Annotated in this window: 11 protein-coding genes; 4 read left to right on the forward strand and 7 right to left on the reverse strand. The window is 32.8% G+C overall.

Annotated features, from left to right (window positions below; all coding sequences use genetic code 11):
* Nucleotides 1-97: 97 nt before the first annotated feature.
* The 6 genes from prfB to fakB1 all read right to left on the reverse strand — a co-directional run bounded on the left by prfB (nucleotide 98) and on the right by fakB1 (nucleotide 7,861).
* Nucleotides 98-1,214, reverse strand: a protein-coding gene (prfB, locus tag HMPREF3134_RS07020; protein ID WP_141738632.1) for a peptide chain release factor 2 whose coding sequence is annotated in 2 segments (ribosomal slippage) — nucleotides 98-1,141 and nucleotides 1,143-1,214 — 1,116 coding nt in all. Because the reading frame shifts where the segments join, the coding sequence is not laid out codon by codon here.
* A gap of 103 nt (nucleotides 1,215-1,317) precedes the next feature.
* Nucleotides 1,318-3,855, reverse strand: coding sequence for a preprotein translocase subunit SecA (secA, locus tag HMPREF3134_RS07025; protein WP_070441763.1), 2,538 nt, complete (start codon nucleotides 3,853-3,855; stop codon nucleotides 1,318-1,320).
* Nucleotides 3,856-4,285: 430 nt separating this feature from the next.
* On the reverse strand, nucleotides 4,286-4,864 hold the full coding sequence (gene hpf, locus HMPREF3134_RS07030) for a ribosome hibernation-promoting factor, HPF/YfiA family (RefSeq protein ID WP_011276401.1): 579 nt from the start codon (nucleotides 4,862-4,864) through the stop codon (nucleotides 4,286-4,288).
* Between the two features lie 61 nt (nucleotides 4,865-4,925).
* Nucleotides 4,926-5,600, reverse strand: coding sequence for a ComF family protein (locus HMPREF3134_RS07035; RefSeq protein ID WP_070441766.1), 675 nt, complete (start codon nucleotides 5,598-5,600; stop codon nucleotides 4,926-4,928).
* A complete protein-coding gene (locus tag HMPREF3134_RS07040) occupies nucleotides 5,593-6,849 on the reverse strand; it encodes a DEAD/DEAH box helicase family protein (RefSeq protein ID WP_176744134.1) in 1,257 nt (418 codons plus the stop codon). The genes HMPREF3134_RS07035 and HMPREF3134_RS07040 overlap by 8 nt, the downstream gene beginning before the upstream one ends.
* Nucleotides 6,850-6,994: 145 nt before the next feature.
* Nucleotides 6,995-7,861 (reverse strand): fatty acid kinase binding subunit FakB1, encoded by an 867-nt coding sequence (gene fakB1 / locus HMPREF3134_RS07045; RefSeq protein WP_070441771.1) that lies wholly within the window; start codon nucleotides 7,859-7,861, stop codon nucleotides 6,995-6,997.
* Between the two features lie 143 nt (nucleotides 7,862-8,004).
* Between fakB1 and HMPREF3134_RS07050 the strand changes: the two genes are divergently transcribed.
* Nucleotides 8,005-8,646 (forward strand): YigZ family protein, encoded by a 642-nt coding sequence (locus tag HMPREF3134_RS07050; RefSeq protein WP_070441774.1) that lies wholly within the window; start codon nucleotides 8,005-8,007, stop codon nucleotides 8,644-8,646.
* Nucleotides 8,647-8,706: 60 nt separating this feature from the next.
* On the opposite strand, the gene HMPREF3134_RS07055 is transcribed toward HMPREF3134_RS07050, so the two are convergent.
* Nucleotides 8,707-9,792 carry a glycosyltransferase family 4 protein gene (locus tag HMPREF3134_RS07055; RefSeq protein ID WP_070441775.1) on the reverse strand — a complete coding sequence of 362 codons (1,086 nt, stop codon included), beginning with the start codon at nucleotides 9,790-9,792 and terminating at the stop codon, nucleotides 8,707-8,709.
* Between the two features lie 363 nt (nucleotides 9,793-10,155).
* On the opposite strand from HMPREF3134_RS07055, the gene HMPREF3134_RS07060 reads away from it, so the two are divergent.
* The 3 genes from HMPREF3134_RS07060 to HMPREF3134_RS07070 all read left to right on the forward strand — a co-directional run bounded on the left by HMPREF3134_RS07060 (nucleotide 10,156) and on the right by HMPREF3134_RS07070 (nucleotide 12,722).
* Nucleotides 10,156-11,226, forward strand: a complete 1,071-nt coding sequence (locus HMPREF3134_RS07060; RefSeq protein WP_053024242.1) for a GGDEF domain-containing protein GdpS — start codon at nucleotides 10,156-10,158, stop codon at nucleotides 11,224-11,226.
* Nucleotides 11,227-11,449: 223 nt separating this feature from the next.
* A complete protein-coding gene (locus HMPREF3134_RS07065) occupies nucleotides 11,450-12,211 on the forward strand; it encodes a threonine/serine exporter family protein (protein ID WP_049426461.1) in 762 nt (253 codons plus the stop codon).
* Nucleotides 12,212-12,227: 16 nt separating this feature from the next.
* Nucleotides 12,228-12,722 (forward strand): threonine/serine exporter family protein, encoded by a 495-nt coding sequence (locus HMPREF3134_RS07070; RefSeq protein WP_049426462.1) that lies wholly within the window; start codon nucleotides 12,228-12,230, stop codon nucleotides 12,720-12,722.

The following is a 12,722-nucleotide window of genomic DNA, read 5'->3' on the forward strand; positions in this document are numbered from 1 at the left end:
CATTTACTTAGCTATTATTTAGATTCTCAAAAAATAAGGAGTAAGACAATGAATTCAAAACGAACTCTATCTCACTCCTATTTTCAATTCTATTACATTAATTGTCACTTTGATTCATTGTATATCTTAAATACGATTCAATAAATGGTCCAATCTCCCCATCCATGACTGCATCAACTTTACCAGTCTCTTCATTTGTTCGATGATCTTTTACCATAGAATAAGGATGGAAAACATATGAACGAATTTGGCTTCCCCAACCAATTTCTTTTTGTTCACCACGTATTTCAGCCATTTCACGTTCTTGCTCTTCTAATTTTAATTGGTATAATTTAGCTTTTAACATTTTCATCGCTGCTTCACGGTTTTTAATTTGTGAACGTTCATTTTGGTTATTGACTACGATGCCTGTTGGATGGTGTGTAATTCGAATTGCAGATTCTGTTTTATTTATATGCTGACCTCCAGCACCTGATGCTCTAAATGTATCTACTGTAATATCGTCAGGATTAATTTCTATTTCAATTTCATCATTATTAAATTCCGGAATGACATCACATGAGGCAAATGACGTGTGACGGCGCCCAGATGAATCAAATGGAGAAATTCTAACTAGTCTATGAACTCCTTTTTCGGCTTTTAAATAACCATACGCATTATGCCCTTTAATTAACAATGTGACACTTTTGACGCCCGCTTCATCACCTGGTAAATAATCAACAGTTTCAACTTTAAACCCTTGTTGTTCACCATAACGTTGGTACATACGTAGTAACATACTAGCCCAGTCTTGTGATTCAGTACCACCAGCACCCGGATGTAATTCTAAAATTGCATTATTCGCATCATGTGGACCATCTAATAATAATTGCAATTCAAACTGATCAACTTTCTCTTTGAAGTCGAGAACATTTTGTTCTAAATCACTCTTTACATCACCATCTAACTCTTCTTGTAATAATTCCCAAGTTGCCGTCATATCCTCAACTTCTTCTTCTAATTCATGATAACCATTTACAACTGATTTTAATGCATTATTTTTATCAATAACATCTTGTGCTTTATTTTGATCATCCCAAAAGTCAGGTTCAGTCATCATTTCTTCATATTCTTGAATATTTGTCTCTTTATTTTCAAAGTCAAAGAGACCCCCTAATTTGTGCTAAGTTGTTACGATATTCATCTATATTTCGCTTAATTTCAGATAATTCCATATTTATCTCTCCTATTCTTACCTAATTCATATTTGATAGGATATGTAAAAAGTAGGAGCGTGAATTCTTTTTCACAACTCCCACTTATTATTAAACATAAAACCTATTCTTCTTTTCCATGACAATTTTTATATTTCTTGCCACTACCACATGGACATGGGTCATTACGACCAACTTTGTCGCCTTTAACAATAGGCTGCTTTTTAGCTTTCTCTTTGCCATCTTCAGCAGAGACATGTTGAGCTGTTCCAAAGTCAGTTGTTTTCTCTCTTTCTATATTTTCATCAACTTGAATTACAGATTTAAGGATGAATTTAGATGTATCTTCCTCAATATTTTGCATCATCATATCAAATAACTCATGACCTTCATTTTGATAATCACGAAGTGGATTTTGTTGTGCATATGAACGTAAATGGATACCTTGACGTAATTGATCCATAGTATCAATATGATCTGTCCAGTGAGTATCTATAGAGCGTAGTAATATCATACGCTCAAATTCAGCCATTTGGTCACCAATTTTGGCTTTTTGGCTTTCATATACTTTTTCAATTTTAGACCAAACTACTTCGAAGATGTCTTCAGAATCTTTACCGTTAATTTCTTCTTCTTTAAGATCGCCTTCTTGTAAAAAGACATCATTAACGTAATTAATAAACGGAGCGTAGTCAGGATTGTCATCTTCTTCACTTATATGATAGGTCACACCACGTTGTAATGTAGAACGTAACATTGCATTAACTAATTGTGAACTATCCTCTGAATCGATAATATTGTTTCTTTCATTGTAGATAATTTCACGTTGCTTACGTAAAACTTCATCGTATTCAAGTATACGTTTACGTGCATCAAAGTTGTTACCTTCAACACGTTTTTGAGCAGATTCAACAGCGCGGGATACCATTTTTGATTCAATAGGAGTCGAATCATCCATGCCTAAACGGTTCATCATTTTTTGAAGTCTTTCAGAACCGAAACGAACCATTAATTCATCTTGAAGTGATAAATAGAAACGACTATCCCCTCTATCACCTTGACGACCAGAACGACCACGTAATTGGTCATCTATACGTCTAGATTCATGTCGTTCAGTACCAATAACTGCTAAACCGCCAATTTCTTCTACACCTTCACCTAGTTTAATATCAGTACCACGACCAGCCATGTTTGTCGCTATTGTCACAGCACCTTTTTGTCCTGCATTTGCAACAATTTCCGCTTCACGTTCGTGGTTTTTAGCGTTTAATACATCGTGTCTAATACCACGTTTTTTAAGTAAATTAGAGATATATTCACTTGTTTCAACCGCAACAGTACCTAAAAGAACGGGTTGACTTTGTTTATGTTTTTCGACTACGTCTTCAACGACTGCATCAAATTTACCTTTTTGACTAATGTAAATTAAATCAGATTTATCATCACGTTGAACAGGTTTATTCGTAGGAATTTGTGTAACCGTCATATTATAAATATTACGGAATTCTTCTTCCTCTGTTTTTGCAGTACCAGTCATACCAGCTAATTTATTATACATACGGAAATAGTTTTGGAAAGTAATGGATGCCATTGTTTTCGATTCATTTTGAATTTTAACGCCCTCTTTAGCTTCTATCGCTTGGTGAAGACCTTCAGAGAATCGACGACCAGGCATTGTACGTCCAGTAAATTGGTCAACAATGAGTACTTCTCCATCAACAACCATGTAGTCCACGTCACGTTGTAATGTTACGTGTGCTTTTAATGCTGTATTAATGTGACTAATAACTTCCACATTCTGTACATCATATAAATTTTCAATTTTAAACATACGTTCAGCTTTGTCTGCACCTTGTTCAGTTAAATGCACTGCTTTTGTCTTTTCATCATATTTATAATCATCTTCAGCTTTTAACATTTTGGCGAACACATTCGCTTGTGTATATAATGACGTAGATTTTTCTGCTTCCCCAGAGATAATTAAAGGCGTTCTAGCTTCATCAATTAAAATAGAGTCTACCTCATCGATGATTGCAAAATGTAATGGTCTCATTACACGTTCTTCGGCATAGTTCACCATATTATCTCTTAAATAATCAAATCCTAATTCATTATTCGTACTATAAGTAATATCTTGAGCATAGGCTTCACGTTTTTCATTCGTTGATTTACTATTTAAATTTAATCCCACAGTTAGGCCTAAGAATTCATATAACTCTGCCATTTCTTCACTTTGAACACTAGATAAGTATTCGTTAACTGTGATTACGTGCACACCACGACCTGCAAGCGCATTTAAATACGTAGGCATCGTCGCTGTTAAAGTTTTACCTTCACCGGTTCTCATTTCAGCGATATCACCTTTATGAATGGCGATACCACCCATTACTTGCACTTTATAAGGTGTCATATTAAAGACACGTTTTGCCCCTTCTCTTACTAAAGCATATGCTTGAGGTAAGATTTTATCTAGATAGTCATTTTGTTTTTTTACATCTTCAATTTCTTGTACTTCTTGTTGAAATTGCTTCGTCTTATTTTTAATTTCTTCATCAGTTAAGATAGCCATATCTTCCTCTAATGAAAGTACTTCATCGGCTATTTTACTTAGACGTTTAGTTTCTTTTTTATTGCCGTCAACAATTTTTGATAAAAATCCCATTACGTCCGCTCCTTTAGCTTAAAAACTGTTTGGCTTACAACAATTTATCATATCATTTATACTTTAGAATTTATACTTAAATACTCATATAAGTGCGACGCTTAATTGTGCGCAACTTAAATAACTTACTTCCTTTTTCCCCTAATTTGAATCGCTAAGCCTAATTTATTATTTAAATATCCAATTACCTCATTACATTAGCACAGCATGATATTAGCGTCCACGAATTACTATAATATTAGTTACAAAAAAGAGTGGAACAGAATTCATTTTGAATTCATCGTCCCACCCTTATAAGAATAACTATAACTGAGTGTATTTTATTATTATTACCTTCTCAGCTTAGTTATATCTGCAAATTGTCATTGTGAACTTAACACCATAAATATATTTCAAAATTGATTTAAATTAATAACTTACTATTAATCAATTATTCAGTCGTTTCAATTAATCCATATTTACCGTCTTTACGTTTATAAACAATACTTGTACCATCTGTTTCACGATCAGTGAAGATATAGAAATCATGTCCTAATAATTCCATTTGTAATACTGCTTCTTCAGAATCCATTGGTTTTAAGCTAAATTGTTTAGAACGGATAATCTCAATTTCACTATCATTTGTTGGTTCAGCATTAACGTCATCAACATTTTCTGGCGGTGCTTCTTGTACTTCAGCTACAAACGCTTCTGGTTCTCCATGCGTTTTATGCTTACGATTAACACGTGTTTTATATTTACGTACTTGACGTTCTAATTTGCTAGTAACTAAATCAATACCTGCATATAAATCATCATGTCTTTCTTCTGCTCTTAATGTAACATTCTTCAATGGAATTGTTACTTCGATTTTAGTTGTTGAATTTTGATACGTTTTTACTTTTACGTGTGCGACTGCATTAGGCACATCGTTAAAATAACGTTCAAGTTTACCAATTTTGTCCTCAATATAGTTGCGGATGGCATCTGTAATAGTGAGGTTATCTCCATGAATTTCAAATCTAATCATAGCTATCTCTCCTTTAACCTCTTATGTTGGTAATTCTTACTATTATAATACCACGTTTAACCTATCTTGAAAACGTAAACACTTTGAATTTTCTGACATTTTTATCGTATAATTTACACCCTGCGTGATGAATTGTTAATCCTGTTGTATAAATATCATCAACGAGTAATATTTCTTTATCAGTTAAATCCACATCTTCTTTAATATAAAAAGGATTCATAGCTCTTGCTCTCTCTACTTTCCCAAGTTTTGACTGTTTGGGACGCAATTCAGTTGCCAATAGGTTCGAATATTGAATCCCCATTTTTTCTAATACTGTTGCGACTGGGTTAAATGTTCTTTGAGTGTCTCGTTCAATTGGAGATGGAATAGGTACAATCAGATCACAAGATGTTTTTGGTAAGTTGAGTTGTGAGGCTATAACCTCAGCTAAATAATAATCTTTCATTAGTTTGTATTGTTGTATCATTTCTTTCATAATACCGGAATATTGGTAGTCACAATAAAGCTGTTCCATTAGTTTAAAATTTTTAGCTAAAAATTGACAATCCAAGCAGTCATTTTCTTTATTATCCCGATAATTTAAGCACTTAGGACAACGTTGGTCATTCTTAATTAATTTCACACTATCCCACATTTCTAGACATGATGAACACATACGTTGAGGTACTCGATAAAAGTTAAAAACATTAAGCGATTCATATATTGGCAATCCGCATTGTATACATTTAACCAATTACCCACCCACGTTCTATACCTAATCGATTCATTTTTTTAATTTCTCTTTTAGCTTGTATCATAGCTATACTTACACCTTCATGCATAAATATCACTTTTCCTGTAGGTGCTTCTTGTTTACGACCAACCCGACCCGCAATTTGAATAAGTGCAGCCTTTTCAAAAGTATGTGCGTTGATGACAATGACATCTAATTGTGCCATTGTGAAACCTCTTTCTAGAATTGTTGTCGTAAAAACAATAGCATGTTCACCGTTTCGTAGTGCTTGAACTTTGCTAAATCGTAGTACATCTTTGCTTGAAACATAGATTAAATCTGAAAAGTGGTAACGATAGTGTTGGTACGTCTCTACCATCAATTCAATATTGTTAAAGAATACTAGTGTGTATCGTTTTTCGTTAATTTGATTCATTAAAATTCTTTTCAATTTAAGTTGTATATGCTTAACGTTTAATTTGAAATATGTGAAATTGGGGACTGGTAGTGGATGTTTATGGAAACGTGCAGGTAAGGTAATGATTTGCTCTGAAGACAAACGATTCAACAGCTCTTTCGGAGGTGTTGCCGTCATAAATATGTGGCTATGTTTTTGTTTTGATGATAATCGAATTGCCTCCATAAGCCGAGGATCCATTGATAAAGGAAAGGCATCAACTTCGTCGATAAATATAACATCAAAGTGAGATTTAAATCTAAACAATTGATGAACGGTTGCAACAATGAAGTGACCATTATATTGTTGTTGGCTACTTTGGTGTAATACATCTATGTCTTCTGAATTGAATGCTTCTTTAATGCGCAAACTAATTTCTACTACAACATCTACTCTTGGGGATACTATGGCTACATTAAACCCAAGTTGGCGTGCTACCCGTATACCTTCATACATCATTTCAGTCTTACCCGCACCAGTAACCGCATATAATAATAATGGTTGAAGCGTTTTAATTGCTTGTACAATGGCTTCTGAAGCATATTGTTGTTGTTCTGATAATTGAAAGGGTAAGTCATAATATCCATCAGAAATAGCATTCTCACTTTGCGTAATCCTAAATTCTGTAATATTGTCCATGCGCCCTAATTGTATACAATACCTACAATAAATAATACGTTCTTCTGAAAAAGGTGTTTCATATTCATACATATAACGTTTGTCTATATTGCCACATTGAAGACATTGATAACCATCATCTGTAGCGATAATACCAGGTGTAACTTGAGTAACTGTCTCATCACTTAACGTCACATCTGTACTAACTAACTTTCCGTAGAATTTTATTACGAATCACTCCTTATAAAATAAATAAGCCTAAAAGGTGTTAAAAAAGTATTGAAACACTATGTGCTAAACAATACTTTCTTAAACGCTTTTAGACTTAAATTATAAACAATTAATTAATTTCGATTTTTCTTGGGAAATATCCTAAACCTAATCCGCCTGAACCAAGGTGAGATGCAATAACTGGTCCAAATTCTGAATACTGGATATTGATGTTTGGATATGTCTCTTTTAAATGGTTATAAAAGTCTTTACCTTCATCAATTTTATCACCATTGATTACAAAAACGGTCACTTCATCAATGTCTTTAATAATTTCAAAGATATTCTCTTCTAATGTATTAAGTGCACGTTTTTTAGTACGTACCTTTTCAAAAGGATGAATTTTGCCATCTTTTTCGAAACGAAGTACAGGTTTCATTTTTAATAATGTTCCAACCCATGCTTGAGCACCAGTTATACGTCCACTTTTTTGTAAATTCTTAAGATCATCAACAATTAAGTAAGCGCCAGCTTGTTCTCGGATTTCTTGTAATTCTTCAATAATTACTTCTGGTGTAAATCCTTTGTCAATGAGTTCTTTAGCATAGATTGTATAACTTCCTTCAATCATCGCTGCCAATTTACTATCAAACGTATGAACATTGACACCTTCTACCATTTCTCCAGCTTGTGTAGCTGATTGATAGCTGCCACTTATACCACTTGATAAAGCAATCACAATAATATCAGTGTAGCCTTTATCTCTTAACTTCTCATAATTCTCAATCCATTCCCCAATAGCCGGTTGACTTGTTGTTGGGAATGTTTTAGATGAGGCCATTTTATTATAAAAACGTTCAATTGGTACGTTATCATTCTCAGTAAACGTTTCTCCATCATCAAATGCAACACTTAATGGTGCAATAGGTATCTCATATTGGTCCATAAAGTCTTGTGGTAGATACCCAGTTGAATCTGCCATTAATGCGATTTTCATAGTAGTCCTCCTCAATTATACTCAAAGCTATTATAAATTATTTTTATTGAAAAAGAAATTCATAATCAGATATTTATTCATTTAAAATGAAGCGTGTATAATAAAGGTCAAATATTCTTTTTATTTATTGGAGGTGAACATCTTTGAGCAATCATATTATTACGATTAAACAGGAACATTCGATTGAAAATGTCATTAATAAATCTAGATTCATCGCACACATCAAACCTGTTTCATCAGAGGATGAAGCTAAAGCATTCATAAACGAAATTAAGCAACAACATAAAGAGGCTACGCATAACTGTTCAGCTTATACAGTTGGTGATCAAATGAATATTCAGAAAGCCAATGATGATGGTGAACCAAGTGGCACTGCGGGTGTCCCTATGCTTGATATATTAAAAAAATTAGATGTACATAATGTTTGTGTCGTTGTTACTCGATACTTTGGGGGTATTAAACTTGGTGGTGGCGGACTTATACGGGCATATAGTGGTGCTGTTAGAGACATCATTTATGATGTAGGACGTGTAGAACTACGTGATGCTATTCCTACTACCGTGACTATCAATTATGATTTAACTGGAAAGTTAGAATATGAATTGGCCTCTACAACGTACTTTCTAAGAGATACCACTTATACCGATAAGGTTAGTTATCAAATTGATGTCGTACAAACTGAATACGATGACTTTATTGCATTTTTAAATAAGAACACAGCTGGTAATTTTGAATTGCATGAAGCAGACGTAAAGAAATTACCATTTGATATACCCACTAATTAATAAAAAACCTTGTTTGTATAACACTACCTAATCATTTAAGTAGTTATTACAAACAAGGCTTTATTTTTTATCATGTTGATCTACACCATTATCACCGTGATGTTGTTCATTCTTTTTTGTTATTAAATTAAGTATCGGACGGTAACTATCATCAATCAAACCTGTAAATTCAACAATCAATTCAATTGTGATAACAATTAAAATGAACATTAGGAGTACACCTAAAGGTTGAGATAAGTATAAAATGATACTTGATAAACTAAATAAAATCGCTATTGAATAAATTAATAATACTGTTTGTCTATGGCTATATCCTAAAGCTAAAAGTTTATGATGCAAATGCGACTTATCTGCTTGCATAATATGCTGACCATTTCGCATTCTTCGAATCATTGCAAATAACGTATCAATAAATGGTACAGCTAAAATCACAATTGGGAAAAACAATGAAATAAATGTGATGTTCTTAAAGCCAAGTAAGGATACAAAACCAATGATAAATCCTATCAGTAGTGCACCACTATCCCCTAAAAAGATCTTAGCTGGGTGAAAGTTGAAACATAGAAATCCTAATAATGATCCTATTAGTACACTACAAATCATGATAATAAATACATTAGCCTGTAAAATCGCAATAAAAGCAATTGTAATAAGACCAATTGCAGATACTCCAGAGGCCAGTCCGTCTAAACCATCAATTAAATTGATAGCATTAGTTATCGCCACAATCCAAATAATGGTAATCGGTATACTTAATATTCCAAAATGAATTGTCGGGCCCATAGGAAACGAAATAAAATCTATTGTAATTCCATAAAATGCTACGATTGAAGCTGCGACAATTTGACCAATTAATTTTAAAATAGGCTTTAAATCATAAATATCATCAATTAATCCTACTAAATACATAACTATAGCCCCCATAACTAAGGGCTTAACTTCTCTTTCAATCGGATGCCCAAGCCAGATTCCTATTAAGAAAGAAAGTAGTATAACAGTACCACCCAATACTGAAACTGGTTTTGTATGTACTTTTCTAAAATTTGGCCTATCTACTAAATCAAATTTAATAGAGACCTTTATAATCATAGGTGTTAATATTAAACTGATTACCAATGTTACAGCAATAAGTAGTAAAGTATACATCAGTTCACCTTCAATAAATCTCTTTTAATTTTACACATTTGCAAGTTATCTATTCATTCTATTTAAACAATTTTCAAATCAATTTTGTATTGGACTATAGTTGTAATTTACTAACTATTCTTTAAATAGTTCATTAAACTTCAACTATTTTATACTATTTCTTCAAATTAATCTTTATTTTTAATTAATTGTAAATTTTTTGTAAAGATAATCAATTTATATCATATCATTTCAGTATTCATTTGAATATAAAAGTTCAAATATTCTATCTATTTTATTTATGTTATCTGATACAACTTAATGACAAATGGTAAGTTTTCACTTACAATAACTAATGGTTAAATTAAAGGAGTCGATTCCAATATGATTGAATCTATCATTTATAATGTTGCAGTTATGGTAGCTGGCATTTATTTATTTCATCGATTACAATATTCCGAAAATAAAATAATGGTCTTTTCAAAAGGCTATGTCACTGTATTAATGACGATTGTTGCATTGCTACTTGCAGCTTATCCAATTCCATTCCATCAAGAGTATTTAGTTCATTTAACATTTGTCCCATTGTTATTTTTAGGACGCTTTACTAATATGGGCTATACACTTGTATCGGCAGTTATCGTTGCTTTAGTAGAAGTGTTCGCATTCGGAAACTCACTTCTTTATGGTGTAGTACTTATAGTAATAGGTATCATTGTAAGTATGGTTGGACCTTTTTTAAAACAAAATGACATTGTAGCTTTAGTCGTTTTAAATTTGATTAGTGTTATTATTTTACTTATTTTATCTATCTTTAGTCCGCTATATGATCTTACTGAAATCGCATTTTTAGTCCCAATTTCATTCGTTTTAACCATCGCTTCTGCAATTACATTTGTTGATATGTGGCACTTCTTTTCATTAGTCACACGCTATGAGAATGAAGATAAGTTTGACTATCTTACTGGACTAGGTAATGTAAAAGAATTTGATAGACATTTAAATCATGTATCTCAGATTGCTGAGGATAAAAATGAAAGTCTTGCCTTATTATTAATTGATATAGATGGTTTTAAAGATGTAAATGATACGTATTCACATAAATCTGGAGATGCTGTGCTCAAACAAATGTCACAGTTATTAAAGAATTATGTACCAAAGCAGTTTCAAATTTTTCGTAATGGTGGCGAAGAATTTTCAGTCGTGATTCGTAATTACTCATTGGATCAAAGCGTTAAATTAGCTGAAAATATTCGAACAGGTGTTGAAAAGTCTTCATTCCACTTACCAAATAAGGAAGTCATAAAATTATCTGTCTCTATTGGTGTAGGTTACCTATCGCAAGATGACCATAAATCACAAAGAAAAGTCTTCAAAGATGCCGATGATATGGTTCACGTTGCTAAGAATGAAGGTCGTAATCAAGTGATGTTTAATCCAATCATTAAATTATAGAAACGTAAAAGAAGTCAACATATTGATTAACCAAATTATTAATATATCTGGTTATCTAAATATGTTGACTTTTTATATGTAATTATACTTAATTTCATGTTAGCAACGGCCTAGATGTGGTGTGAATACTAAACGTACTATTGCAAGTTGCGTGTGCAAGTTGTACACTTCAAATTGTCTATTGAAATAAATTCAATTATCTAATGTTACGGAGGTGCCGTTTATGTCAGATTCAATCACTATTATCGATGAAAATAAAGTGATTGATGTAGTTTTAATAGCTGGTAGAATTCTTCTAGAAGCTGGTGCGGAAACTTATCGTGTTGAAGATACGATGAATCGTATAGCTCATAGTTATGGTTTACATGATACATATAGCTTTGTAACATCAACAGCCATTATCTTTTCACTCAATGATCGAACAAATACACGACTTATTAGAATCCGTGAACGTACTACAGATTTAGAAAAAATCGCACTCACTAATAGTTTATCTAGAAAAATTTCCAAAAATGAATTAACCATTGATGAAGCAAAATCTGAATTAATTCATTTGCGCCGAGCATCATTGCAATATTCATTTTTACTAAACTTTTTTGCTGCTGCAATTGCCTGCGGATTCTTTTTATTCATGTTTGGCGGTGTAGCATCTGACTGCTGGATTGCTGTTATAGCTGGTGGAGCTGCTTTTCTTACTTTTAGTTTAGTACAGCGTTTTATTAAAATTAAATTCTTCTCAGAATTCGTTGCTTCCGCTGTCGTCATCACGATTGCAGCCACATTTACCAAACTTGGTATTGCCACGAATCAAAATATCATTACCATTTCAAGTGTAATGCCACTTGTACCTGGTATATTAATCTGTAATGCAATTCGAGATTTAATGGCTGGTGAATTATTAGCTGGAATGTCTAGAGGCGTGGAAGCTGCATTAACTTCATTCGCCATCGGTGCTGGTGTAGCCATCGTTTTACTAATTATTTAAGAAAGGCTGTTTATAAATGTTATTTTATTTATTCCATTTTACTATTAGTTTCATTTCTACAGTACTCTTCTCAATTATTTTCAATGCACCGAAGCGACTACTCGCAGCATGTGGTTTTGTAGGTGCTGTAGCATGGACAATTTATCAATTCACTGTAGATATGGATTTAGGAAAAGTAGGTGCCTCATTTCTAGGAAGTTTAATACTCGGGTTACTTAGCCATATTATGAGTCGTCGTTATAAGCACCCTGTTATCATTTTTATAGTGCCCGGAATTATTCCACTTGTTCCAGGTGGAACTGCATATGAAGCAACACGTTATCTAGTCTCAAATGATTATACGCAAGCAGTGAATACTTTCTTAGAAGTTACACTTATTTCTGGTTCAATCGCATTCGGCATTTTAGTAGCAGAAATCCTCTACTATATTTACACACGTATAAAGCAGTATTATGATAAAATTAAAGGTAAAACATATAGAAAATCTTATAATATGAATAATAGAGTCTAA

The sequence above is a fragment of the Staphylococcus sp. HMSC14D10 genome (assembly GCF_001808125.1).
Classification (GTDB): Bacteria; Bacillota; Bacilli; order Staphylococcales; family Staphylococcaceae; genus Staphylococcus; species Staphylococcus haemolyticus.

Bases quoted from the DNA above. Each gene is read 5' to 3' on its own strand.
- secA (WP_070441763.1), bottom strand. From the start codon at position 3,855: ATGGGATTTTTATCAAAAATTGTTGACGGCAATAAAAAAGAAACTAAA.
- hpf (WP_011276401.1), bottom strand. From the start codon at position 4,864: ATGATTAGATTTGAAATTCATGGAGATAACCTCACTATTACAGATGCC.
- fakB1 (WP_070441771.1), bottom strand. From the start codon at position 7,861: ATGAAAATCGCATTAATGGCAGATTCAACTGGGTATCTACCACAAGAC.
- HMPREF3134_RS07055 (WP_070441775.1), bottom strand. From the start codon at position 9,792: ATGTATACTTTACTACTTATTGCTGTAACATTGGTAATCAGTTTAATA.
- HMPREF3134_RS07060 (WP_053024242.1), top strand. From the start codon at position 10,156: ATGATTGAATCTATCATTTATAATGTTGCAGTTATGGTAGCTGGCATT.
- HMPREF3134_RS07065 (WP_049426461.1), top strand. From the start codon at position 11,450: ATGTCAGATTCAATCACTATTATCGATGAAAATAAAGTGATTGATGTA.
- HMPREF3134_RS07070 (WP_049426462.1), top strand. From the start codon at position 12,228: ATGTTATTTTATTTATTCCATTTTACTATTAGTTTCATTTCTACAGTA.